The organism is Pseudonocardia sp. TRM90224, from assembly GCF_021245725.1.
Lineage (GTDB): Bacteria > Actinomycetota > Actinomycetes > Mycobacteriales > Pseudonocardiaceae > Pseudonocardia.
This window is the reverse complement of sequence record NZ_JAJGSX010000009.1, coordinates 85,474-108,916: the sequence shown is the minus strand read 5'-3', so window position 1 is coordinate 108,916 and position 23,443 is coordinate 85,474. Positions and strand designations below refer to the sequence as shown.

Sequence of the window (23,443 nt, the reverse complement as noted above, 5' to 3'; positions counted from 1 at the left end):
TCTGGCACCGGAGCGCGCGGCACGAGTGCGCGACGCACGCTGTGCCTGGAAACGTGTGCGTCCCGCACCCATCCGACCACCCCGGGAAGAGAACGGGTCGCGGTACCGTTCTCCCGGGTAGTTGCTGAATCAACTTTGGGAGGTTCCGATGCCCGCCGTCACGGTCCCGGACATCACCGTTCTGCCGCGCGTGCCGGAGCCGGGCGCCGGAGCCGTCGACCGGCCGGTGCGCTCGGTCACGACCGCCCCCTCCGGGTTCGAGGGTGAGGGCTTCCCCGTCCGCCGCGCGTTCGCCGGCATCGACCTGCGCGACCTCGACCCGTTCCTGATGATGGACCAGATGGGCGAGGTCGAGTACGCCCCCGGTGAGCCCAAGGGCACGGCCTGGCACCCGCACCGCGGCTTCGAGACCGTCACCTACATCATGGACGGCACGTTCGAGCACGCCGACTCGCACGGCGGCGGTGGCGTGATCACCAACGGCGATACCCAGTGGATGACCGCGGGCGGCGGACTGCTGCACATCGAGCGGCCGCCGGAGTCGCTCGTCACCAGCGGCGGGCTGTTCCACGGGCTGCAGCTCTGGGTCAACCTGCCGAAGGCCGACAAGTGGCTCGAGCCGAAGTACCAGGACCTGCGCGCCGGCGAATCGGCGCTGCTCACCACGCACGACGGCGGCGCGCTCATCCGCCTCATCGCCGGCGAGCTGGCGGGGCACTCCGGCCCCGGTTCGACGTACACGCCGATGACGATGATGCACACCACCGTCTCGCCGGGCGCGAGCATCCGGCTGCCGTGGCGACGCGACTTCAACGCGCTGCTCTACGTGCTCGCCGGGGAAGGCACGGTCGGGCCGAAGCAGCACCCCGTCCGCACCGGGCAGGCCGTACTGTTCGGGCAGGGCGACACGATCAGCGTCGCCGCGTCGCGGACGCAGGAGTCGCGGCTGGCCGGACTGGAGGTCGTCATGCTGGGCGGGGCGCCGATCCGCGAACCGATCGCATGGGCGGGACCGTTCGTCATGAACACCCGCGCGGAGGTCATGCAGGCCTTCGAGGACTACCAGAAGGGCAAGCTGGGCGTGATCCCCGCGACCTACGTCCCGCACGGATCAGCAGGGGGTGACGCGTGACGGTGTCCGAGGTCCGCGACGCGACCGAACGCAGTCGCTTCGAGGTGCTCGTCGAGGGCGTGGTGGCCGGTTTCGCGGAGTACGAGCTGCGCGGCCACACCATCGCCTTCACCCACACCGAGATGGACCAGGCGTACAGCGGGCGCGGGCTGGCCAGCCGGCTGATCAAGGCGGCGCTGGAGAGCGCCCGCGAGCGCGACCTGCGGGTGCTGCCGTTCTGCCCGTTCGTGCGGTCGTGGATCGAGAAGCACCCCGACTTCCTCGACCTCGTGCCCGAGACGTCCCGCTCCCGCTTCGGCCTCCTCGCCGGCTGAGGCGGCCCGGCTCCCCCGGATTCAGCTCCCGGCGCTGCGCGCCGAGGGCAGGAAAGCCACTTTCCTGCCCTGTGAGGGCCGGAAAGTGGCTTTCCTGCCCTCCCCCGGGACCCGATCACGGACCGAGTCCCGGCGGGCCGTCCCCGCTCCTGTCGGCGGGGGCTCGTAGCCTGGCGTCGTGCTCGCCGTCCATGCGCTGTGGTCCCCCGACCGGGGTGTGGTGCTGTGGGCCGAGGACGGCGACCGGCCGGCCACCGCGGCGAGCCGCGCGCTGCGCACGGCCCGCCCGCACCCGTTCGCCGCGACGTCGACGGAGCTGGCGGCGTTGCACCCCGGCAAGCCGACGATGATCACGCTGCTGCTGCCGTCGCGGCCGGGTGGGCCGCTCGCGTCGCCGGAGCTGGTCCGGCCGGAGGGTCGCGGCGGCGCCTCCCGGGCCGAGCCCACGCTGCGGCCGTGGTCGGTGCCCGCGCTGGTCGTCGACCCCGCCGAGCTGGACGACCCCGCCGAGCTGGCCCGCTACGGTTCGAGCGTCACGCACCTGCGGGCCGTCGCGGCGCTCGCCGCCGATCTCGCCGGTCGCGGGCGGGTGCTCCCGACCCTCGTCCGCGAAGGCACGGCGACGTTCGCGCGGTGGCGTCCCGTCCTGCAAGGGCTCGACACCGTCGCCGTCGACGCGCTGGTGGCGTCGATGCCGCCGGTCGCCCGCGCCGAGCACACCGGTCTTCCGGGCCGCCCGCTCGCCGGTTCCGACCCCGCGGCGCTGGTCACGGGCGCGCTCTACGCCTTGGTCGACGCCGCCGTGCGCGACAAGCTCGCCCGCTCCGACCGTCCGATCACGCTCGTCGCCGGCCGCCGCTCCGCGGTCACCGCGACGGAGATCTGGCTCGGCGCGCTGCTCACCGCCGACGCCAGGGTCGACGCCCCGGCGCCGGAGCTCGACGCGCTGGCCGCGGCCGTCGCCGATTGGGACGCCGTCGGCAGCGGCGAGGCCGGTGCCGGGCGCGCGAGCTTCCGGCTCTCCGAGGTCAGCACGCTGCACGACGCGGCCGGCCCGCTCGACGACCCCGCCGACCAGACCGGCGACGGCACGAAGTGGGTGCTGGAGTTCTTCCTCCAGTCGACGACCGACCCGAGCCTGCTCGTCGCGGCCGAGCAGGTGTGGGCCGGGCAGGCGCAGCGGCTGATGGCCGACCCGCCGGAGCTGCTGCTCGCCGAGCTGGGTCGGGCCGCGCTCGTGCTGCCGATGCTGGCGCCCGCGTTGCGGCAGGCCCGGCCGTCGGTGATCGACCTCGAAATGGGCGGCGCCCACGAGTTCCTGACCAGCGGCGCGGCGCTGCTCGTCGAGGCCGGGTTCGGGGTGCAGCTGCCCAGGGGCTGGGACGGCGCGCGCCGGGTCGGGCTCACGCTCTCCGCGCGCAGCACCCCGACCGAGCGCGTGATCACCAGGGGCGGGCTGGGCCGCGAGGAGCTGGCCGATTTCCGCTGGTCCATCGCCGTGGGCGACGAGGAGCTCGGCGAGGACGAGATCACCGAGCTGGTCGCGGCGAAGGCACCGCTCGTGCGGCTGCGCGGCAAGTGGGTGAGCGTCGACGCCGACCGGTTGCGCGCCGGGCTGGAGTTCCTGCGCAAGGCCCGCACGCGTCGCGGCGGCGCGGCACCGACGGCGGCCGAGCTGCTCGCGCTGGCGCAACGCCACCCCGACGACTGGACGGCCGACGGCGCAACCCCGCTGCCGGTCACGTCGATCCGCACCACCGGCTGGATCGGCGACATGCTCGACGGGCGCGCGGCGCAGGAGCTCGTGCCGGTGGTGGTGCCGCCGGGTTTCCGCGCGCAGCTACGGCCGTACCAGGAGCGTGGGGTGGCCTGGCTCGCGTTCCTGTCGTCGCTCGGGCTCGGCGCGTGCCTCGCCGACGACATGGGGCTCGGCAAGACCGTCCAAATGCTCGCACTGGAGGCGTACGAGCGGAGCACGGCCGGCGCGGAGCACGGCGCGACGCTGCTGCTCTGCCCGATGTCACTGGTCGGCACCTGGCAGCGGGAGGCCGCGAAATTCGCCCCCGACCTGCGGGTCTACGCCCACCACGGCGCCGGCCGGCTGCACGGTGACGAGCTGGTCGAGCGGATCGCCGCGTCCGACATCGTGGTGACCACGTACGGCACCGCCACCCGCGACGTCGAGGAGCTCGTCGGGAACCAGTGGCAGCGGCTCGTGCTCGACGAGGCGCAGGCGGTCAAGAACTCCTACTCGGCGCCGGCGCGGGCCGTCCGCCGGTTCGAGGCCCGCCATCGCGTCGCGCTCACCGGCACGCCGGTGGAGAACCGGCTCGCCGAGCTCTGGTCGGTGATGGACGTGCTCAACCCCGGCCTGCTCGGCACCACCGAGCGGTTCCGCACGCGGTTCGCGATCCCGGTCGAGCGGCACGGCGACACCGAGGCCGCGGGACTGCTGCGCCGGATCACGCGCCCATACGTCCTGCGCCGGGTCAAGACCGATCCGTCGATCATCAGCGACCTGCCCGAGAAGATCGAGATCAACCAGCACTACCGGCTGACCCGCGAGCAGGCGTCGCTGTACCGCACGGTCGTCGACGACATGATGGAGAAGATCGAGGATTCGCAGGGCATCGCGCGGCGCGGCAACGTGCTCTCCGCGATGGCGAAGCTGAAGCAGGTGTGCAACCACCCCGCCCAGCTGCTGCACGACGGCTCGGCGATCGGGCGGCGCTCCGGCAAGGTCATCCGGCTGGAGGAGATCCTCGGCGAGATCCTCGACGAGGGCGACCGCGTGCTGTGCTTCACCCAGTTCACCGAGTTCGGGCACATGCTCGTGCCGCACCTGTCCGCGCGGTTCGACACCGAGGTCGCCTACCTGCACGGCGGGACGTCCAAGCCGAAGCGCGACGCGATGGTCGAACGCTTTCAGTCGGGCACCGGGCCGTCGATCATGCTGCTGTCGCTGAAGGCCGGCGGCACCGGGTTGACGCTCACCGCCGCGAACCACGTCGTCCACCTCGACCGGTGGTGGAACCCGGCCGTCGAGAACCAGGCGACCGACCGGGCGTTCCGCATCGGGCAGCGCCGCAACGTCCAGGTGCGCAAGTTCGTCTGCCCCGGCACGGTCGAGGAACGCATCGACACGATGATCACGAAGAAGAAGGCGCTCTCGGCGATGGTCGTCGGCGAGGGCGAGGGCTGGCTCACCGAGCTCGACACGGAGTCGCTGCGCGAGGTCTTCGCGTTGGGCGACGAGGCCCTGGGCGAAGAAGCACTGGGCGAAGAAGCACTGGGCGAAGAAGCGGTCGGCGAGGAGGGCGGCGATGCCTGATCCGTGGTGGATGGATGCCGTGCCGGCCCGGCCGCGCAAGGTCGAGGGCGGCATCCAGATCAACAGCACCCGCGGCAAGGTGGCGCGCACCTGGTGGTCGGGCCGGTTCATCGCGGTGCTGGAGTCGATCGGCGTCGGCGGCCGGATGGCGCGCGGGCGCAACTACGCGCGCGCCGGGCAGATCATCTCGCTCGACGTCTCCGCCGGCAGTGCCGTCGCGCAGGTGCAGGGCACCCGGCCGCGCCCGTACAAGGTGCGGATCGGGATCCCGACGCTCGGCAAGGCCGAGTGGGCAGCGGTCGCGCAGGCGCTGGCCGAGGACGCCAGCTACACCGCGGCGCTGCTGAACGGCGAGATGCCGCGCGACATCGAGGCGGTGTTCGAGGCGGCGGGTTTCGCGCTCTTCCCGGCGTCCGACCGCGACCTGTCGATGGACTGCACGTGCCCCGACGTCCAGGTGCCGTGCAAGCACCTCGCCGCGGTGTTCTACGTGCTCGCGGAGCGGTTCGACGCCGACCCGTTCGAGATCCTCGCCCTGCGCGGGCGCGACCGCGAGACGCTGCTCGACGACCTGCGCGCCCGCCGGGCCGCCGCCGACACGGTGCACTCGACCGAGACGCCCGCTCTCGCCGACGTCCTCGACAGCTTCTTCACCATGGGCCCGCAGGCCGCCGAGGCCGATCTGCTCAGCCGGCCGCAGACGCCGTCCGACGCGCTGCTCGACCAGCTCCCGACGTTCGCGATCACCGTCCGCGGCGAACGTGTCGCCGAACTCCTCCGCCCCGCCTACCAAGCGCTGGGCGAGTAAGCGCCGCAAGGGCAGGAAAGCCACTTTCCGGCCCTCACAGGGCAGGAAAGTGGCTTTCCTGCCCTCCCCAGAGCGCGGTTACGCCTTCGTGAGGACGACCGGTGCCTCTAGCAGGCCGTTCCGCCGGGCCCGGCGCTCCAACCACAACGTCAGCAGCGGCGGGATGCTGACGGCCAGCGCGAGCAGCGTCGTGCCGATCCGCCAGCGGAAGGTGACGGCCGCGACGATCGTGATCACCACGTAGGCGATGAACAGCCCGCCGTGGATCGGGCCGAACACCGTCACGCCGATCTCGCTCACCCGCAGGACGTACTTCACGAACATCCCGGCGAGCAGACCGGCCCACGAGCAGGCCTCAGCGATGGAGATGATCCGGAAGAGCAGGGCGACGGCGGGCTGGGAATCGGACGCTGCGCTCACACCACCCACTCTGCCCGATGCCCCACCACAACTTTCTACCGGGTGTCGAATTTCATTCGTAAGTTGTCACCTACGTAAGCCTTCACCTACACTCAGGAGCATGCAAGCGGTCCTCGACGCGATGGTGGAGCCACGCAGGCGCGAGATCCTGCGGCTCGTGCGCTCCGCCGAGCTGACCGCGGGCGCGATCGCCGCGCACTTCCCCGACGTGGCGCGGCCGACCGTCTCGCAGCACCTCCGCGTGCTGCGTGATGCCGGGCTCGTGTCCGAGCGACGCGAGGGCACCCGCCGCTTCTACCGCTCACGTCCCGAGGCGTTCGTGCCGCTCGTGGCGTTCATCGAGGACTTCTGGGATCAGAAACTTGCCGCCCTCAAGCGGGTGGTCGAGGAGGAACCGTCATGACTTCCACCGAGTGGTGGGCCGACCTCAAGAGCATCACGCTGCACGTGGAGGGCGAGACCGCGCGGCTGTGGCCGCCGGACGCGAGCCCCGAGTACCAGGCGGCGCGGCTGGCGCTCGCCGAGGCCGAGAAGGCGCTGCGCGACCAGGTCGAGGCCGTCGCCGCGCAGCGCCGGGCGTTGCCCCGCGGCGCGCAGCTCGGCCCGTACGCCTTCACGGAGGGTCCCGCCGACCTCGCCGACGACGGTCCGGCGCAGCCGGTCACCCTCGACGACCTCTTCGAGGGCCACGACCAGCTGCTGATCTACAACCTGATGATGCACCCGGAGGACACCGCGGCGTGCGCAGCCTGCTCGATGTTCGTCGACGGCATGCGCGGCGTCGTGCGGCACATCCGGCAGCACGCCGGGTTCGCCGTGGTCGCGCCCGCCCCGCTCGACGCGGTGCGGGGCTGGGGCCGGGCCCGCGGTTGGGGCGACCTCCGGCTCGTCTCCGCCGCGGGCACCACCTTCACCACCGACGTCGGTGTCGCCGGCTCGCGCGGCGCGCTCTTCCCGGCGTTCAGCGTCTACGCGCGCGACGCCGACGGCGTCCGGCACGTGCTCACCCACCCCGCCGACTTCCCCGACGGGTCGTGGCGCGGCATGGACCTGCTCAGCCCGGTGTGGAACGCACTGGACATCCTGCCCTCCGGCCGCGGGAACTGGGACCCGGACAACACCTACCCAGTGGCCTGACCAACTTCAGCTGTCGAGCAGTGCGGCGATGCGGAGCGTGACGGGGTCGGGGCGGTCCCACGTCGTTCCCGCCACCGCGCGCACCCACTGCACCCCGCGCAGCGCGTTCACCAGGAAGATCCCGTCGGCGGCGGCCAGCTCGGCGAGCGTCGGGGCGACCAGCTCGTACGGGAGGCCGGCAGTGTCGAGCTCGTCGAGCACGGCGCGGCGGCCCGTTCCCGGGAGGATCCGACCGTCCAGCGGGGGTGTGCGCGGCACGCCGTCGCGCACGACGAACACGCTCGACCGCGTCGACTCCAGCACGGCGTCCCGGTCGTCGACGAGCAGCGCGGCCTGCGTCGCGTCGAGGCGGTCCTCGATCTCGACGATCCAGGACCGGTCGGCGAACTTGTGCCGTTCGGCGCCCGCCGGACCCAGCCTGTGCGGCACGAGCACGACGCCCGGCTGGGCGTCCGGCGGCACCGGAGCGGTGAAGGGCGCCGCCGACACCGCCAGCCGGTCGGGGCTCTCCGGCCGCACGTCCACCCGCAGCCGCCAGTGCCCCACCCGGCCGGCGGCGGCCGCGGCGACCTCGGCGGCGACGTCCACCGTCAACGGCATGCCGTAGCACTCGGTGTAGGAGGCGAGCAGCCTGCGCGCATGATCGGCGAGGCGGCGCGGCCGCCCGTCGACGGCGTGGATCGTCTCGAACAGGCCGCACTCCGGGCGGGCCAACCCGGAGCCGGTCCACGCGACGCCCGGGTGCAGCGCCGGCGCGCCGAGAGCGCCCAGCACGGGAGCGGCCTTCGTCAGGCACTCGGCCCACTCCTCCACCGGCGTGGAGTCGACGGTCACCCCGCCGCCGACGCCGAGGCGGGTCCGCCCGTCGCCGTCGACCTCGATCGTCCGGATCGCGACGGCCAGCTCCATGCCGGCGACCGGGCTGACGTAGCCGAGTGCGCCGGTGAACAGCCCGCGCGGCCCCGGTTCGAGCTGCTCGATCAGCTCGACGGCCCGGATCTTCGGTGCACCGGTGACCGAGCCGGGCGGGAAGGTCGCGGCCAGCAGCGCGGCGTCGTCGACGCCTGCGGGCAGCTCGCCGCGCACCGTCGAGACGAGGTGCCACACCCCCGGGTGCGGCTCGACCTCCAGCAGCGCCGGCACGGTGACGCTGCCGGTGGCGCAGACGCGGGAGAGGTCGTTGCGCATCAGGTCGACGATCATCACGTTCTCCGCGCTGTCCTTCGCCGACGCCGCGAGCCGGCTGCGTTCGGCCTCGTCGGCGACACCCGTGCGCGGGCGCGTGCCCTTGATCGGCGCGGTGTGCACCGTCCGGCCGTCGCGCTGCAGGAACAGCTCGGGGCTCGCGCAGACCGCCGCGCCCGCCGGGTCGGCGACGAGCGCGGCGCGCGCCGGCGCGCTCGCCTCCACCACCTGCGCCCACGCGTCGTGCACCGTGCCGTGCAGGCGGGCGTCGATGTGGCAGGCGATGTTGGCCTGATAGACCTCACCCCGCCGGATCGCCTGCACGCAGCGCTCCACCGCGACGACGTGCGCGGTCGCATCGGGCACGCCCGTCACCTCGAGCCGGGCCGGGTCGCGAACCGCTGGCACCGCAAGATCGGCCAGGAGCGCAAGCACGCGCGCATCGGCGTCCGCCCGGCCGAACCCGACGTCGAGCAACGCCTCGTACCACCAGCGGGTGCCGTCGAAGCGCAAGACGTCCCGGTAGAAGGCCATCGACACGCGTGGGAACGGCGACCCGGCCCGCGCGGGGAACGAGAGGTAGCCGAACCAGCCCCCGCCGATCGCCTCGGGACCGACCCCTTCCACGTCGGCCACGGCGACATCGGGCACGGCAGGGAAGGCGAGCGGCGTCGGGACGGGGTCGCACGTCACCACCGCGCCGCGCGACCACGCGCCCGACCACGCCGTCACCCGCTCGCGGTGGGCGAGCCGCCGTACGACCTCCGCCACGGTCGAGCCGAGGTCGAGCGCGGTGACGTACAGGCGGGCCGGCACCCGCAGATCCTCACCCACCGGTCGGTGCGCTGTACGTCCGCCCTCGTGGCGTGACACGGTGGGCGGACCTCAAGAACGACGACGGGAGCACCTGATCATGGCGTGGGACTTCTCCACCGAGCCGGAGTTCGAGGCCCAGCTCGAGTGGATGCGCGGCTTCGTCCGCGACGAGATCATCCCGCTGGAGACGCTCGACCTCGACCGGGAGACCTACGCGCGGATCACGGCACCGCTGAAGGAGCAGGTCAAGGAACACGGGCTGTGGGCCGCGCACCTGCCGCCCGAGCTGGGCGGCGGCGGGTTCGGTCAGGTCCGGCTCGGACTGATGCACGAGATCCTCGGCCAGTGCCGCTACGCGCCCGGCATCTTCGGCAACCAGGCACCCGATTCCGGCAACGCCGAGCTGCTCGCCATCGGCGGCTCGCCGGAGCAGCAGGAGCGCTGGATGCACCCGCTGCTGCGCGGCGAGCTGCGCAGCTGCTTCTCGATGACCGAGCCCGGCGCCGGCGCCGACCCGACGTTGCTCTCCACCCGCGCGGTGCTCGACGGCGACGAGTACGTGATCAACGGGCACAAGTGGTTCTCGTCGAACGCCTCGCACGCCGACTTCCTCATCGTGATGTGCGTGACCGACCCCGACGTCTCGGCGTACCAGGGCTCGTCGATGATCATCGTGCCGGTCGAGACCCCGGGCGTGACGATCGTGCGCGACATCCCTGTGATGGATCACCCGACCACCGGCGGGCAGCTGTACGGCGGCCACGCCGAGATCCTCTACGAGGACGTGCGGGTGCCGAAGGAGAACCTCGTCGGGAACCCCGGCGACGGGTTCCGGCTCGCGCAGCAACGCCTCGGCCCTGGCCGCATCCACCACGCCATGCGCTGGCTCGGGCAGTCGAAGCGGGCGTTCGACATGCTGTGCGAGCGCGCCGTCAGCCGCTACACGCACGGCTCCGTGCTCGCCGACAAGCAGATGGTGCAGGACTGGGTTGCCACCTCGGCCGCCGAGATGCAGGCCGCGCGGCTGATGACGCTGCACGCGGCGTGGACGATGGACCAGGTCGGGGCGTCCAACGCGCGCGTCGAGATCGCGATGATCAAGTACTGGGGCGCGAAGGTGCTGCACGACGTGATCGACCGCGCCATCCAGGTGCACGGTTCGCTCGGCTTCTCCGGCGACCTGCCGCTGGAAGGGATGTACCGGGCCGCACGCGCCGCACGCATCTACGACGGGCCGGACGAGGTGCACAAGGCCACCGTCGCGCGCCGGATCCTGCGCGGCTACCGGCCGACCGACGTACCCACGGAGCACATCCCCACCCGCACCGAGGCGGCGCGCACCAAGTTCGCTCAGTACCTGGAGAGCGCCACCGCCAACCTCTGACAAACTTCCCCACCGTTTTGCCTACTTACAGACCCTGGAGGCCGTGCAGGTTGGCAAAACGGTGGGGAAGTTGGGGTCACCAGCGGGCGTGGACGTGCTCCCGGACGAGGTCGTCGTAGACCGCGGTGACGGCGTCGTGGGTTGCGGCGTCGAGCGGGGCGAGCGCGGCGGCCGCGGCGTTCGCGTTCGCCTGCTCGGCGTTGCGCGCGCCCGGGATCACGACGGTGACCTGCGGCTGGTCGAGGATCCAGCGCAGCGCGAACTGCGCCGTCGTCGCACCGTCGGGCACGAGCGGGCCCAGCCGCTCGACGGCGGCGAGCCCTACGTCGAACGGCACACCCGAGAACGTCTCGCCGACGTCGAAGGCCTCGCCGTTGCGGTTGTAGGTGCGGTGGTCGTCGGCGCCGAACGTCGTCGACGCGGTGTAGCGCCCCGAGAGCAGGCCCGACGCGAGCGGCACCCTGGCGATGATCGCGACGCCGGCCTCGCCGGCAGCCGGGAGCACCCGCTCGAGCGGCTTCTGCCGGAACGCGTTGAGGATGATCTGCACGCTCGCGACACCCGGCCGGGCGATCGCGGTCAGCGCCTCCTCGACCGTCTCGACGCTCACGCCGTACGCCGCGATCCGCTGCTCGGCCACCATCTCGTCGAGGGCGTCGAACACCTCGTCGCGGGAGTAGACGGGCGTCGGTGGGCAGTGCAGCTGCACCAGGTCGAGCGTGTCGACGCCCAGGTTGGCCCGCGACCGGTCGTTCCACGCCCGGAAGTTCTCGCGGTTGTAGTTCTCCGGCACCTGCTCGACGCGCCGGCCCATCTTCGTCGCGACCGTGAGCCCGGCACCGGCGCCGCGTTCCTCCAGGAACTTCCCGACCAGGGTCTCGCTGCGCCCGTCGCCGTAGACATCGGCCGTGTCCAGGAACGTCACGCCCGAGTCGACAGCCGCGTGCAGCACCGCCAACGCGTCGCGGTCGTCGACCCTGCCCCAGTCGCCACCGAGCTGCCAACACCCGAGCCCGACAACACCGATCTCGCGGCCGAGCCGCCCCGCCTTGCGCATCTCCACGGAGGAGAAGCCTACGGAGTGCGCTCCCCGGACTGTTCGACGCGGGACTGTTCGACGCGCTCGTGGAGGCGCGAACGGATCTCCTCGGGGGTGTACGCACGGCGGCGGCGCTCTGCCCGCGCGGCGACCACCCCGGTAGCGGCAACACCGGCGAGCCCGGCAAGTCCGACCAGCTTCCACCAGCGCACGGCGCTACCGTACCGCCGTGCCACGACCCGCGCCCACCGGTTCCGCGATCACCCTCGACGAAGCGTGCGACCTCACCCGCACCGGTGACCTGTGGCTCTTCCGGGGCAGCAGCGGCGCCGACCGGGCGATCCGCAGCCTCACCAACGCGCCGGTCAACCACGTCGGGATGGCGCTGGTGGTCGACGACCTCCCGCCGCTGATGTGGCACGCCGAGCTGGGCCGCTCGCTGCAGGACATGTGGACGGGCACCCACCAGCGCGGCGTCCAGCTGCACGACCTGCGCGCGGCCGTGCTGCAGTGGGGCCGCCGCTACGGACAGCGCGGCTGGCTGCGCCAGCTCGACGGCCCGCTCACAGCCGAGATGGAGGACGCCGCGCTGCGCACCGTCGCGCGGCTCGACGGGACCCCGTTCCCGTCGACCGCCCGGCTGGCCGGGCGCTGGCTGCGCGGCCGCGTGCCGCACGTCCGCGTACCGCGCGTCCGGCTGCCGTGGCGGAAGAGCACCGACCAGGGCGTGCAGCCCGACGACGAGGCGACCTTCGAGAGCGCCTACTGCGCCGAGGTCGTCGCCGTCACCTACGAGGACATGGGTCTGCTGCCGCAGATGCGGTTCACCGAGCGCCGCCCCAACTGGTACGACCCCGGCCGCTTCTGGAGCGGCGACGAGCTCGACCTCGCCGATGGCTTCCACCTCGGCGGCGAGATCGAGGTCGTGCTCCCACCCGAGGAGGGTCCTGAACGACTGGGGCCGTAGCGAGCGGCGTCCAGGTGGTGTCCCCGCAAGGCGCGCGGATACGGCGATACCGCTGTTGTACCGACGTGCTCGCGCAACGCCGCGAGGGCGCCGCCTGGGCGCCGCGCAGTAGGCCCCAGTCGTCCAGGGCGCCCCATCAGGTCAACGGTTCGACCAACGGGGTCGGCGCTTCTCCCTGAACGCCAGCACACCTTCCGCCGCGTCGGCCGAGGCCGCTGCTGCTTGCGACGCACGTTCGGTGGCGGCCCAGCCGCGCTCCTCGATGTCGGCCTGCGCCGCGGCGACCGCCCGCAGCGTCTCGCGCTGCGCCACCGGCGCGTTCGCGCAGACGAGCTCGGCCAGTTCGAGCGCGACCCGTTGTGCCTCACCGGGCTCGGCGATGCGGTTCACCAATCCGAGCGACCACGCGCGTTCGGCCGGCAGCGGAGCCCCGGTGAGCAACATCTCACGCGCGATGTTCGGAGGTAGTGCGTATGGCCCGCGGAACAGGCCCCCGCAGTTGGCGACCAAACCCCTGGCCGTTTCGGGAAGTGCGAAGCGGGCGGTCCGCGCCGCGACCACCAGGTCGCAGGCCAAAACCAGTTCGAACCCGCCGCCGTATGCCACTCCCTCAACGGCGGCGATCAACGGGGTGGCCCGATCTCGCCGCACCACGCCGTAGTTACCGCCACGGGGTGTTGCCGGTCCGGCACCCGTAGCGAGATCGGTTCCGGCGGAGAACGCATCGGCGGTGCCGCAGAGGACTCCGGCCCACAGTTCCGGATCGTCGTCCAGCTCGTTCAAAGCCGCATCGAGCCCCGCCGTCATCGCGGAGTCGATCGCATTGCGCTTGGCCGGGCGATCCATCTGTACCAGCAGGATCCGCCCGTGTCGCCGCGTCGTGACCGTCATAGCCCGACTCTAGTTGCGCATTCCTGGAGCGCACCGGGCGTACCTTCATCGAACTTTCGACCGATTCTCGTGATCGCCGCGCCGGGTGGCGCAGCTCGACCTCCCGTGGGATCCTGCCCCCGATCGACAATGACCCACCGACTCCATTATTATCGACCCCACAATTGGCCCCACCCCCTTCACCGGTCGGATACCTCGGCTAACGTACGGTTTGCCGCTACCGCGGGAACTGGCACACCGGTCCGAGGCGGTTCCGACATACCCGCACCCCGTGAAAGGCAACGCACGTGGCAAAGCAGACAACCGTCACACTGGTCGACGACCTGGACGGCAGCGAGGCGGACGAGCAGATCGAGTTCGCGGTCGACGGCCGCTCGTACGAGATCGACCTCTCCAGCACGAATGGCTCCCGTTTGCGCGACGCGCTTGCGCCGTTCATTTCGGCAGCGCGCCGCACCGGCGGGCGCCGCGCCGCCGCCTCCTCCGCGGCAGCCGGCCGGTCGAGCACCGACCGCGAGCAGAACCAGGCCATCCGCGAGTGGGCGCAGCAGCAGGGGATGAAGATCTCCGAGCGCGGCCGCATCCCGTCCAACGTGCTCGAGGCGTACCACAAGAGCCGCTGATCGGTGGCCGTGTGGGGTTGCGCCGGGCGCGTATCGCGAACGCGCCCGGCCGCTCCCGCATTACCTCCGAGGTGATCGACCACGGGTGACGCTGCCGGACACGATCTCTCCGTACCCGAGAACGAGGAGAGAACGATGACCGTCCCCACCCCGACCGCCGTGCACGCCTACATCGAAGCCTGGAACGCCACCGGCGCAGCCCGCCGTGCCGCGATCGAGACCGCCACGACCGCCGACGTCCGCTATGTCGACCCACTGGCCGACGTGACCGGCACCGACGCGCTCGACCAGCTCATCGGCGGCGTCCAGCAGCAGTTCCCCGGCATGCAGCTGGCGCTCGTCGGCGAGATCGACGCGCACCACGACGTCTGCCGTTTCCAGTGGGGCCTCGGGCCCGCCGGCCAGGAACCGATCGTGATCGGCTTCGACGTGGCCGCGATCGCCGCGGACGGCCGCATCAGCACCGTCCACGGCTTCCTCGACAAGGTTCCCGGCTGAGCCCTCTACCGGGGGCTCATCCGGATGGCCCCGTCGAGCCGGATCACCTCACCGTTCAGCATCGGGTTGGCGACGATGTGCGCGGCGAGCGCTCCGAACTCGGCGGGGGCACCCAGCCGGGCGGGGTGCGGCACCTGCTTGCCGAGCGCGGCCTTGACGTCGTCCGGGGCGCCGGCGAGCAGCGGGGTGTCGAACAGCCCTGGCGCGATCGTGACCACCCTGATCAGCGCGCTGGCGAGATCGCGGGCGATCGGCAGCGTCATGCCCACGACGCCGCCCTTCGACGCCGAGTACGCCGCCTGCCCGATCTGCCCCTCGAACGCGGCCACCGATGCCGTGTTGATGATGACGCCGCGCTCCTCGCCCACCGGGTCGTTCGCGACCATGCGCTCCGCGGCAAGGCGCAGCACGTTGAACGTACCGATCAGGTTGATCTCGATGATCCGGGTGAAGTCGGCGAGCGGGAACACGCCCTTCTTGCCGATGGTCTTGATCGCGTTGCCGGTGCCGGCGCAGTTCACGCAGACGCGCAGCGGACCCAGCTCGGCCGCGACGTCGAGCGCCGCGCTCACCTGCTCCTCGCTGCGGACGTCGGCCGCGGCGAACCGGGCGGTGTCGCCCAGCTCCTTCGCATGCTGCTCCCCCGCGGAGGTAGGCAGGTCGAGCATCACGACCTTCGCACCCGCTGCCAGCAACGCCTGGGTGGTGGCGAGGCCGAGCCCGGAGGCTCCCCCGGTCACGAGTGCGACGCCGTCGGTGATGTCCACGCTGAACCTCCCGCAGTGAAACCGTCAGAGGTGACTGTCATACCACGTGACCTGGCCGCGGGTCGGAGGCGCGGGATGTTTGCGTTCCGCACGCGAGGGCAGGAAAGCCACTTTCCTGCCCTGTGAGGGCCGGAAAGTGGCTTTCCTGCCCTCCCGGACGACCTCCCGGGGTTGCCCGGCGCGCTCTAGGAGGGTTCAGCTGCGTCGGCGCCGGCCAGGTCGAGCGCGACCTCCAGTGCGGCGTCGCGACGGTCGCTGGGCGTGCCGGGCAGGGCGTCGAGGGCGAACGCGCCGAAGTGCAACGCGATCAGCGAAAGGCGCCCGCGCAGCTGCGCCGCCAGCGGCGCGCCGGAGTCCACGATCAACGTCGACATCTCCGCGAACCGGCGCCGCATGTCCTCGCCCGCGGACAGCTCCTTGATCGAGGTCTGGCTCTCCTGGAGGAACCGCACCAGCTGCGGCACCTCGTCGCCGGAGCCCGTGAGCAGGCCGCTGTAGCGCTCGAGCACACCACGGCTGCGTTCGAGGCCTTCCGGCTGCGCCTTGCCCCACTCGATGATCGCGTCCATCGCCGCGATGTGCTCGTCGAAGAGGCTGGCGAGGATCTCTTCCTTCGTCCGGTAGTGGTAGTAGACCGCCGCCTTCGTGACGCCGAGCCGCTCGGCGATCTCACGCAGCGAGGTCTTGTCGTAGCCGCGCTCGGCGAACATCTCGAGCGCGACCGTACGGATCTGAGCCCGCGTGTTGGTGCGGCGCTCATCGGTGCCCGACGTGGTCATGCATCACATCTTACTTGACGACCGGCTGGTTGTTGCTAGCCTTGCGGCAAGTCAGAAACTAGCCGGCCGGCAAGTAGCTCCGGCAGATGTGAGGGGGACCCGATGACAGCCACCATCGAAGCGCCGCCGCCAGCGCGGACCAGGCGCGAGATCTACACGGCCATGAGCGGTCTCATGATCGCGATGTTGCTCGCGATGCTGGACAACACGATCGTCGGCACCGCGATGCCGACGATCGTCGGCGAGCTCGGCGGGCTCGAACACCTCTCGTGGGTGGTCACCGCCTACGCGCTCGCCACGGCCGTCACCACCCCGGTCTGGGCGAAGATCGGCGACCTGTACGGGCGCAAGGGCATCTTCATGGGCGCGATCGTCGTGTTCCTGATCGGCTCGGCCCTGACCGGGATGGCACAGGACATGGGCCAGCTCATCGGCTTCCGCGCCGTGCAAGGCATCGGCGCCGGCGGGCTGATGGTCGGCGCGATGGCGATCATCGGCGACCTCGTGCCGCCCCGCGACCGCGGCCGCTACCAGGGCCTGATGGCCGCGGTGATGCCGCTGGCGTTCATCGGCGGGCCGCTGCTGGGCGGGTTCCTCACCGACAACCTGAGCTGGCGGTGGGCGTTCTACGTGAACATCCCGCTCGGTGTGCTCGCGCTCGTCGTCATCTGGTTCACGATGAACCTGCCCACCGTGCGCAGGGAGGCGTCCATCGACTGGAAGGGCGCCGGCCTGCTCGCCGTCGCGATCTCGTCGTTGACGCTGCTGACAAGCTGGGGCGGCAACCAGTACGCCTGGGGCTCCTGGCAGATCATCGGCCTCGGCCTGCTGGCCGTCGTCGCCACGATCCTGTTCGTCAGGGTCGAGCGGCGGGTGGCCGAGCCGATCCTCTCGCTCGACCTGTTCCGCAACCGCAGCTTCTCCGCGGCGACGGTGCTGAGCTTCCTGACCGGGTTCGCGATGTTCGGCGCGGTGACCTACCTGCCGCAGTTCCAGCAGATCGTGCAGGGCGCGTCGGCGACGAGCAGCGGGTTGCTGCTGCTGCCACTGATGGGCGGCATGCTCATCACGTCGCTGCTCGGCGGGCAGTTCGTCTCCCGGACCGGGCGCTACCGGATCCTGCTGATCGGCGGCTCGCTGCTGATGGCCGCCGGGCTCGGCCTGCTTTCGACGATGGGCCTGGCGACGACGCAGCTGACCAGCTCGCTGTTCATGGTGGTGCTCGGCATCGGCATGGGGCTGCTCATGCAGACGACGATGCTGGTGATGCAGAACAGCGTCGCGCAGCGCGACATCGGCGCGGCGAGCGGAGCGTCCACGCTGTTCCGCACGATCGGCGGCTCGCTCGGCGTCTCGCTGCTCGGCGTCTTCTACACGAGCCGGGTCGCCGACACCCTCGGCCAGCGGCTCGGGGCCGACGAGGGCGCCGCGCTCGCGGGCGGCCAGCTCACCCCGGCCATGCTCGACGGGCTGCCGGCGTTCGTCCGCGACGCCTACCAGTCGGCCGTCACCAGTGGCGTCACCACCGCGTTCATCTGGGCCGCCGCGGTGGCGCTGGTCGCGGTGATCGCCGCCTACCTGGTGCGGGAGATCCCGCTGCGCGGCAGCGCACCCGTAGTCGACGCGGCCTGACCCGAACTTCCCCACCCTTTTGCCTACTTGCACACCCGAAAGGGCGTGCAGGTTGGCAAAACGGTGGGGAAGTTTGCGTCGGGTCAGTCGGCGGCGGCGCTGGGGTCGACGGGGGTGCGGCCGTAGCGCGCCCTGGCGACCGCCGCGGCCACCGCGAGCGGCACCGACCCGGCGACCGCGATGACGAAGAGCGTGCCGAACGCGCCGGCGTCGGCGAGCGGGCCCGCCGCGGCCGTCCCGACGGCGCTGCCGAGGAACAGCAGCGCGGCGAACAGCGCCACCGCCGTCGCACGTTCCTCGGGCACCACCTCGGTCGCCCAGCTCTGCAACGTGGTGTGCAGGAACGCCCACGAGCCGCCGAGCAGGAGCCCGCAGACGGCGATGGTCGGCAGCGTCACGGCGACCGCGACCACTCCCCATCCGGCGACGAGCATCATCCCGCCGATCGCCGCGAGCAAAGCCGGCGACAGCCGCCCGACCAGCCTTCTGACCAGCCGCGACAACACGAAAGCCCCGATGCCGAACGCCGCGGCCGTGAGCCCGGCAACGGCCGCGGAGGAGCCCAGCGACTGGACGGCCGGCGCGAGGTAGGTCAGCACGCCGAGCACCAGCGCGCCCTCCACCAACACCAGCACGTAGACGATGAGCGCCCACCGGGAGCGCAGCACGCGCCCGATGGACCGGACCGGGTTGCCCGTGACCGGCTCGCGCACCGGCTCCGGCAGCCACCTCAACGCCACCCACAGGGCAGCCGCCGCGGCACCCGTCAGCGCGGGGACGATCCGCCAGCCGACGACGTCGGCCAGCACGCCCGCCCCCGCGGTGGCCAGCGCGATCCCGAACGACGACGCCGAGAGCACGTCCGAGAGCGGGCGTTGCCGCACCTCGGGCGCCCAGACGTCACCGACGTAGACGAGCGTGGTCGGGATGAGCGCCGCGAAGCAGCCGCCCGCGATGGTGCGGGTGATGCCGAGCGTGAGCAGGTCTGGGGAGAGCATCGAGCCCGCGCCGGCCAGCGCCGCGCCGAGCAGCGAGAGCCGCATGACCTTCACCCGCCCGATGCGGTCGCTGATCATGCCCCACACCGGCTGCATGAGCCCGTACGCGAGGAAGTAGGCGCTCGCCACGCCGGCGACCGCGGCGAGCGACGCACCGAAGTCCAGCCCGATCACGACGAGCAGCGGGGCGATCGCGAACCGGTCGCAGCTGCTCGTCAGACCCGAGAGCTGCAGCAGCCGCAGCTGCCCGCGCTCCCCCACCGTGGTCACGGACTTCGATGTCACCCGTCGACGATCCCCTCTGATGGGTCGGTCTGTCGCTTCGGGGTGACACGAATCGCTTCGGCCACGATCATCGGTGCGTGGATGATGCGGTCCCCCTGCGGCAGGTGCGTGCGGACTTCGACGACAACACGGTGGTGGTCTACCAGGCCTACTCGCCGCACATCGCGGAGCCGGCATTGGCGGCGGGGACGTTCGTCGCGCCGTTCAAGGTGGAAAGGATGACGTGGATCAAGCCGTCGTTCCTCTGGATGATGTACCGCTGCGGGTGGGCGTTGAAGCCCGGCCAGGAGCGGGTGCTCGCAGTGCGGCTGCGCAGGTCGGGGTTCGAGCGCGCGCTCGCCGGCGCGTGCTTGAGCCACTTCGACCGCAAGGTCCACACCGACCACGACGAGTGGGCCCGCCGGCTGCGCACGACCACCGTGCGGGTGCAGTGGGACCCGGAGCGGTCGATCCGCCTCGGCCAGCTCCCGCACCGGTCGCTGCAGGTCGGGATCTCGGGCGCGGCGGTCCGGGCCTACACGTCGGAGTGGATCACCGGGCTCACCGACGTCACCGCGCTGGCCCGGCAGGTGCACACCGCGGTCCAGGCCGGTGACCTCGACGCGGCACGTGGCCTGCTCCCCGTCGAGCGGCCGTATCCCCTGCCGCCGGACGTCGCGGCCGCTGTCGGCGCCACCGGGTGACGGGCGGGAGCTGACGGGCAGGATGGGCGCCCTTCTGCCACCGTGAAGGCATGCGGCGAGCGATCATTGCCCTGTTTGCGCTGGTAGCGCTGGTGGCCTGCGGTGCCCCCTCCCCTGAGTCCCCCGCGGCGCCGGCGCGGCCACAGACCCCGCAGCCGCCGTTCCCTTACCGGGCGGAGGACGTCACGTTCCCCAGCGGTGGGATCACCCTCGCCGGGACGCTCACCGTGCCGGAGGGGCCCGGCCCGTTCGCCGCGGTGCTGCTGATCACCGGCAGCGGCCCGCAGGACCGCGACGAGACGCTCTTCGACCACAAGCCGTTCCTCCTGCTCGCCGACACGATCACCCGCGCCGGCCTGGCCGTGCTCAGGGTGGACGACCGCGGCGTCGGCGGCTCCGGCGGCAACCTCGACGAGTCGACCTACGACGACCTCGCGGCGGACGCGCTCGCCGGCGTCACGTTCCTGAAGGGCCGCCCCGAGGTCGACGACGCCCGCATCGGACTGTTCGGGCACAGCGAGGGCGGCTACCTCGCGCCGCTGGTCGCGCAGCGCGCCCCACGTGACGTCGCGTTCGTCGCGATGATGGCCGGGCCGGCCGTCAGCGGCAGCGAGGTGCTCGAGCTGCAGAACAAGCTGATCTACGAGCAGCTCGGGGCCACCCCCGACCAGGTCGAGCAGCAGGTCGGGTTCATCCGGGAGCACACCCGGCTGATGCGGGCGGGCGAGGTCGAGACGGCCCACGAACGCGCCCGCGCGCACATCACCGAGGCGGTTGCCGCGCTGCCGGCCGACCAGCGCCCCGACGACGCGGCGATCGACGCGCAGGCACGCCAGCTGACCTCGCCGTACTTCGCCTCCTTCCTGCTGTACGACCCGGCACAAGCCCTTGCCGCGCTCAGCGTCCCCGTGCTTGCTTTCTATGGCGACAAGGACGTCCAGGTGCCGGCCACGCAGAGCGAGCCGGTGCTGCGGACGCTGCTCGCCCCCAACCCGCAGGCCACGATCCGCACGTTCGCCGGGCTCAACCACCTCATGCAACCGGCGCAGACCGGCGGGGTGACCGAGTACCAGACGATCGAGACGACCATCGCCCCCGAAGTGCTCGACCTCGTCACCACCTGGAGCAAGGAGCGCGCGACGTGACAGACCTCGACCCCGACGAGTTCCGCAGGCTCGGCCACGCCGTCGTCGACTGGGTCGCCGGCTACCGGGAAGGGATCGGGGACCTTCCGGTGCTGCCCCACGTCGAGCCGGGCTGGGTGCGCGGCGAGCTGCCGACCGGCCTGCCGGAGGAGCCGCAGCCGCTCGACGCGATGCTCGGCGACGTCGACCGCGTCGTCGTGCCGGCGAGCACCCACTGGCAGAGCCCGAACTACTTCGGCTACTTCCCCGCGAACGCGTCGCTGCACTCGCTGCTCGGTGATCTCCTCTCCGGCGGCCTCGGCGCGCAGGGCATGCTCTGGTCGACGTCGCCGGCGTGCACCGAGCTGGAGCAGGTGCTGCTCGACGGGCTGGCCGACGCGTTGGGGCTCGACCCCGCCTTCACGTTCGCGGGCGGTGGCGGCGGCTCGATCCAGGATTCGGCCTCGTCGGCGGCGCTGGTCGCGCTGCTCGCTGCGCTGCACCGCGCGAACCCCGAGTGGCAGGAGACGGGGGTGCGCGGCGACGAGCGGGTGTACGTGACGGCCGAGACGCACTCGTCGCTGGCCAAGGCCGTGCGGGTGGCAGGGCTCGGCTCGCGTGCGCTGCGGATCGTCGAGCCGTCGCCCGGCACGCTCGCGATGTCACCTGCGGCGCTCGCCGCGGCGATGCGCGCCGACGTCGCGGCCGGGCTGCGCCCGGTGCTGGTCTGCCCGACGATCGGCACGACCGGGACGGGTGCGGTCGACCCGGTCCGGCAGATCGCGGTGGCCGCGGCGGAGCACGGCGCCTGGGTGCACGTCGATGCCGCGTGGGCGGGCGTCGTGGCGCTCTGCCCGGAGCACCGCGACCTCTTCGACGGCGTCGAGCTCGTCGACTCCTTCTGCACCGACGCGCACAAGTGGCTGCTCACGGCGTTCGACGCGTCGCTGCTGTGGGTACGCGACGCCGCCGCGCTGCCCGCGGCGCTCTCGATCACCCCGGAGTACCTGCGCAACGCCGCGACCGAGTCGGGCGCCGTCGTCGACTACCGCGACTGGCAGGTGCCGCTCGGACGCCGGTTCCGGGCGCTCAAGCTGTGGGCGGTCGTGCACGGCGCCGGGCTCTCCGGGCTGCGCGAGCACCTGCGCGGCCACATCCGCATGGCGGCCGACCTGGAGTCGTGGATCGCCGCCGACCCCGGCTTCGAGCTCGCGGCGCCGCGCTCGCTCGCGCTGCTGTGCCTGCGAGTGCGCGCCGGATCGCCGGAGCAGGACGACGCCGCGACGCGCGCCGTCATGGACCGCATCAACGCCTCGGGCGCGGCGATGCTCACCCACACCGTGATCGACGGCCGGTTCGCCATCCGGGTCGCGATCGGCTCGGTCGGCACTCGGCCCGAGCACGTCGCCCGGCTCTGGGAGCTGCTACGGAAGGAGGCGGCCGCCGCCTGACGCTGCAGCGCGGGCAGGATGCGTGCGTTCCGCACGCGTGGGCAGGAAAGCCACTTTCCGGCCCTCACAGGGCAGGAAAGTGGCTTTCCTGCCCTCCCCGAGCCCACAGGTGACGAGTGGCCGCGCGTGTCATCTGATGAGTTGCGGCCTGGTGTCATTTGGCGCAGGTCACAGCCGTACGCTGGCGTGACGTGACAGCCGCACGAGCACCAGCGTGAACGGGATCACCGCCGGGTTCATCGTCATCGGCACCGTCATCGGCGTCGGGTACCTCGTCGGCTGCACCGGTGTGCTGGGCCCGACGGCCACCCACGTGCTCTCCCGTGCGGCGTTCTTCATCGCCACGCCGGCGTTGCTGTTCACCACACTCGCACGAGCCGACGTCGCGGCGGTCTTCTCGACGAACCTGCTGGTCACAGCGATCACGAGCATCCTGGTGTGCCTGCTGTACGTCCCGGTCGGGGTGCTGCTGCGCCGCCCGGCCGGCGAGACGGTGGTCGGCGCGATGTCCAGCGGCTACGTCAACGCCGGCAACCTCGGCCTGCCCATCGCCAGCTACGCGCTGGGCAGCGCGACGGCGATGGCGCCCGCGCTGCTGTTCCAGCTGGCCGTGCTCACGCCGGTCTTCACCACGATCCTCGACGTGATGGCTGAGCGGTCCAACGGCGCGCGCCCGCCGCTGCTGCGCACGCTGACCGCGCCGCTGCGCAACCCGATCGCCATCGCGACCGGCGCCGGCCTGCTCGTCGCCGCGCTGCACATCGTGCCGCCGGAGCCGCTGATGGCGCCCGTGCTGGTGATCGCCGACCTCGCCGTCCCCGGCATGCTCCTCGCGTTCGGGATCTCGCTGCGCGGCGCTGCCCGGCCGGGCGCGGGTGAGAACGCGCCGCTGCTCACGGCCGTCGTCCTGCTGAAGAACATCGTGCACCCGCTGCTCGCGCTGCTGATCGGGATGCTGCTCGGGCTCTCGGGTCACGAGCTGCTCGTGGTCGTGGTCTGCGCGGCGCTGCCGACCGCGCAGAACGTCTTCGGGTACGCCGTGCGGTTCGACCAGGGTGTCGTGCTGGGCCGGGACGCGGCGCTGGCCACCACCGCGCTCAGCGTCCCGGTGCTGTTCGCGGTGGTCCTGCTCCTCGCCTGACCACGGGTGTGACGCGGGCCATATCGGCTTCGCGGCGG

General features: G+C 72.1%; 23 protein-coding genes. 15 read left to right on the top strand and 8 right to left on the bottom strand.

Features of this window, described 5'->3' with window-relative positions:
- The first annotated feature begins 148 nt into the window (after positions 1 to 148).
- From LL648_RS16745 to LL648_RS16730, 4 genes are all read left to right on the top strand, one after another.
- Positions 149 to 1,132, top strand: coding sequence for a pirin family protein (locus LL648_RS16745; protein WP_232663501.1), 984 nt, complete (start codon positions 149 to 151; stop codon positions 1,130 to 1,132).
- Positions 1,129 to 1,446: a GNAT family N-acetyltransferase gene (locus LL648_RS16740; protein ID WP_232663500.1), complete on the top strand. Its 318-nt coding sequence runs from the start codon at positions 1,129 to 1,131 to the stop codon at positions 1,444 to 1,446. The genes LL648_RS16745 and LL648_RS16740 overlap by 4 nt, the downstream gene beginning before the upstream one ends.
- A gap of 178 nt (positions 1,447 to 1,624) precedes the next feature.
- Positions 1,625 to 4,777, top strand: coding sequence for a DEAD/DEAH box helicase (locus LL648_RS16735; RefSeq protein WP_232663499.1), 3,153 nt, complete (start codon positions 1,625 to 1,627; stop codon positions 4,775 to 4,777).
- On the top strand, positions 4,770 to 5,585 hold the full coding sequence (locus LL648_RS16730; RefSeq protein ID WP_232663498.1) for an SWIM zinc finger family protein: 816 nt from the start codon (positions 4,770 to 4,772) through the stop codon (positions 5,583 to 5,585). Before LL648_RS16735 ends, LL648_RS16730 begins: the two co-directional genes overlap by 8 nt.
- 78 nt (positions 5,586 to 5,663) lie before the next feature.
- Here LL648_RS16730 and LL648_RS16725 read toward each other — a convergent pair whose 3' ends face one another.
- Entirely contained in the window at positions 5,664 to 6,005 is a 342-nt protein-coding gene (locus tag LL648_RS16725; protein ID WP_232663497.1) for a DUF3817 domain-containing protein, read from the bottom strand.
- Positions 6,006 to 6,105: 100 nt separating this feature from the next.
- Here LL648_RS16725 and LL648_RS16720 point away from each other — a divergent pair, with 100 nt between their 5' ends.
- Together LL648_RS16720 and LL648_RS16715 are read left to right on the top strand one after the other, a co-directional pair.
- Positions 6,106 to 6,408, top strand: a complete 303-nt coding sequence (locus LL648_RS16720; RefSeq protein WP_232663496.1) for an ArsR/SmtB family transcription factor — start codon at positions 6,106 to 6,108, stop codon at positions 6,406 to 6,408.
- Positions 6,405 to 7,142: a DUF899 family protein gene (locus LL648_RS16715; RefSeq protein WP_232663495.1), complete on the top strand. Its 738-nt coding sequence runs from the start codon at positions 6,405 to 6,407 to the stop codon at positions 7,140 to 7,142. Before LL648_RS16720 ends, LL648_RS16715 begins: the two co-directional genes overlap by 4 nt.
- A gap of 6 nt (positions 7,143 to 7,148) precedes the next feature.
- Here LL648_RS16715 and LL648_RS16710 read toward each other — a convergent pair whose 3' ends face one another.
- On the bottom strand, positions 7,149 to 9,161 hold the full coding sequence (locus LL648_RS16710; RefSeq protein WP_232663494.1) for an aminodeoxychorismate synthase component I: 2,013 nt from the start codon (positions 9,159 to 9,161) through the stop codon (positions 7,149 to 7,151).
- 40 nt (positions 9,162 to 9,201) lie between these two features.
- Between LL648_RS16710 and LL648_RS16705 the strand changes: the two genes are divergently transcribed.
- Complete coding sequence (locus LL648_RS16705; protein ID WP_232663493.1) at positions 9,202 to 10,527, top strand: acyl-CoA dehydrogenase family protein; 1,326 nt, start codon at positions 9,202 to 9,204, stop codon at positions 10,525 to 10,527.
- Positions 10,528 to 10,603: 76 nt separating this feature from the next.
- Here the strand turns inward: LL648_RS16705 and LL648_RS16700 are convergent, their stop codons facing one another.
- Positions 10,604 to 11,590 carry an aldo/keto reductase gene (locus LL648_RS16700; protein ID WP_232663492.1) on the bottom strand — a complete coding sequence of 329 codons (987 nt, stop codon included), beginning with the start codon at positions 11,588 to 11,590 and terminating at the stop codon, positions 10,604 to 10,606.
- A gap of 11 nt (positions 11,591 to 11,601) precedes the next feature.
- Positions 11,602 to 11,778 carry a hypothetical protein gene (locus tag LL648_RS16695; protein WP_232663491.1) on the bottom strand — a complete coding sequence of 59 codons (177 nt, stop codon included), beginning with the start codon at positions 11,776 to 11,778 and terminating at the stop codon, positions 11,602 to 11,604.
- A 17-nt stretch (positions 11,779 to 11,795) separates the two neighbouring features.
- On the opposite strand from LL648_RS16695, the gene LL648_RS16690 reads away from it, so the two are divergent.
- The gene (locus tag LL648_RS16690) at positions 11,796 to 12,533 is read left to right on the top strand and encodes a hypothetical protein (protein WP_232663490.1); all 738 of its coding nucleotides are present in this window, start codon (positions 11,796 to 11,798) and stop codon (positions 12,531 to 12,533) included.
- Between the two features lie 141 nt (positions 12,534 to 12,674).
- Here LL648_RS16690 and LL648_RS16685 read toward each other — a convergent pair whose 3' ends face one another.
- Entirely contained in the window at positions 12,675 to 13,424 is a 750-nt protein-coding gene (locus tag LL648_RS16685) for an enoyl-CoA hydratase-related protein (protein ID WP_232663489.1), read from the bottom strand.
- 287 nt (positions 13,425 to 13,711) lie between these two features.
- Between LL648_RS16685 and LL648_RS16680 the strand changes: the two genes are divergently transcribed.
- Positions 13,712 to 14,047 (top strand): histone-like nucleoid-structuring protein Lsr2, encoded by a 336-nt coding sequence (locus LL648_RS16680; protein ID WP_232663488.1) that lies wholly within the window; start codon positions 13,712 to 13,714, stop codon positions 14,045 to 14,047.
- A gap of 135 nt (positions 14,048 to 14,182) precedes the next feature.
- Positions 14,183 to 14,545 carry a nuclear transport factor 2 family protein gene (locus LL648_RS16675; RefSeq protein ID WP_232663487.1) on the top strand — a complete coding sequence of 121 codons (363 nt, stop codon included), beginning with the start codon at positions 14,183 to 14,185 and terminating at the stop codon, positions 14,543 to 14,545.
- Between the two features lie 5 nt (positions 14,546 to 14,550).
- On the opposite strand, the gene LL648_RS16670 is transcribed toward LL648_RS16675, so the two are convergent.
- Positions 14,551 to 15,312, bottom strand: a complete 762-nt coding sequence (locus LL648_RS16670; RefSeq protein WP_232663486.1) for a 3-hydroxyacyl-CoA dehydrogenase — start codon at positions 15,310 to 15,312, stop codon at positions 14,551 to 14,553.
- A gap of 185 nt (positions 15,313 to 15,497) precedes the next feature.
- The gene (locus tag LL648_RS16665; RefSeq protein ID WP_232663485.1) at positions 15,498 to 16,091 is read right to left on the bottom strand and encodes a TetR/AcrR family transcriptional regulator; all 594 of its coding nucleotides are present in this window, start codon (positions 16,089 to 16,091) and stop codon (positions 15,498 to 15,500) included.
- A gap of 102 nt (positions 16,092 to 16,193) precedes the next feature.
- Here LL648_RS16665 and LL648_RS16660 point away from each other — a divergent pair, with 102 nt between their 5' ends.
- Complete coding sequence (locus LL648_RS16660; RefSeq protein WP_232663484.1) at positions 16,194 to 17,723, top strand: MDR family MFS transporter; 1,530 nt, start codon at positions 16,194 to 16,196, stop codon at positions 17,721 to 17,723.
- 83 nt (positions 17,724 to 17,806) lie between these two features.
- Here the strand turns inward: LL648_RS16660 and LL648_RS16655 are convergent, their stop codons facing one another.
- Positions 17,807 to 19,006: an MFS transporter gene (locus LL648_RS16655; protein ID WP_232663483.1), complete on the bottom strand. Its 1,200-nt coding sequence runs from the start codon at positions 19,004 to 19,006 to the stop codon at positions 17,807 to 17,809.
- A 77-nt stretch (positions 19,007 to 19,083) separates the two neighbouring features.
- On the opposite strand from LL648_RS16655, the gene LL648_RS16650 reads away from it, so the two are divergent.
- From LL648_RS16650 to LL648_RS16635, 4 genes are all read left to right on the top strand, one after another.
- Positions 19,084 to 19,689: a DUF4291 domain-containing protein gene (locus LL648_RS16650; protein WP_232663482.1), complete on the top strand. Its 606-nt coding sequence runs from the start codon at positions 19,084 to 19,086 to the stop codon at positions 19,687 to 19,689.
- 50 nt (positions 19,690 to 19,739) lie between these two features.
- Positions 19,740 to 20,834: an alpha/beta hydrolase family protein gene (locus LL648_RS16645; protein WP_232663481.1), complete on the top strand. Its 1,095-nt coding sequence runs from the start codon at positions 19,740 to 19,742 to the stop codon at positions 20,832 to 20,834.
- Positions 20,831 to 22,264, top strand: a complete 1,434-nt coding sequence (locus tag LL648_RS16640) for a pyridoxal-dependent decarboxylase (RefSeq protein WP_232663480.1) — start codon at positions 20,831 to 20,833, stop codon at positions 22,262 to 22,264. The genes LL648_RS16645 and LL648_RS16640 overlap by 4 nt, the downstream gene beginning before the upstream one ends.
- A 214-nt stretch (positions 22,265 to 22,478) precedes the next feature.
- Positions 22,479 to 23,405 carry an AEC family transporter gene (locus LL648_RS16635; protein ID WP_232663479.1) on the top strand — a complete coding sequence of 309 codons (927 nt, stop codon included), beginning with the start codon at positions 22,479 to 22,481 and terminating at the stop codon, positions 23,403 to 23,405.
- Positions 23,406 to 23,443: the final 38 nt, after the last annotated feature.

Excerpts from the sequence above, each read along its gene's own strand:
- LL648_RS16665 (WP_232663485.1), bottom strand. The coding sequence starts at position 16,091 with ATGACCACGTCGGGCACCGATGAGCGCCGCACCAACACGCGGGCTCAG.
- LL648_RS16745 (WP_232663501.1), top strand. The coding sequence starts at position 149 with ATGCCCGCCGTCACGGTCCCGGACATCACCGTTCTGCCGCGCGTGCCG.
- LL648_RS16730 (WP_232663498.1), top strand. The coding sequence starts at position 4,770 with ATGCCTGATCCGTGGTGGATGGATGCCGTGCCGGCCCGGCCGCGCAAG.
- LL648_RS16715 (WP_232663495.1), top strand. The coding sequence starts at position 6,405 with ATGACTTCCACCGAGTGGTGGGCCGACCTCAAGAGCATCACGCTGCAC.
- LL648_RS16660 (WP_232663484.1), top strand. The coding sequence starts at position 16,194 with ATGACAGCCACCATCGAAGCGCCGCCGCCAGCGCGGACCAGGCGCGAG.
- LL648_RS16645 (WP_232663481.1), top strand. The coding sequence starts at position 19,740 with ATGCGGCGAGCGATCATTGCCCTGTTTGCGCTGGTAGCGCTGGTGGCC.
- LL648_RS16720 (WP_232663496.1), top strand. The coding sequence starts at position 6,106 with ATGCAAGCGGTCCTCGACGCGATGGTGGAGCCACGCAGGCGCGAGATC.
- LL648_RS16675 (WP_232663487.1), top strand. The coding sequence starts at position 14,183 with ATGACCGTCCCCACCCCGACCGCCGTGCACGCCTACATCGAAGCCTGG.
- LL648_RS16685 (WP_232663489.1), bottom strand. The coding sequence starts at position 13,424 with ATGACGGTCACGACGCGGCGACACGGGCGGATCCTGCTGGTACAGATG.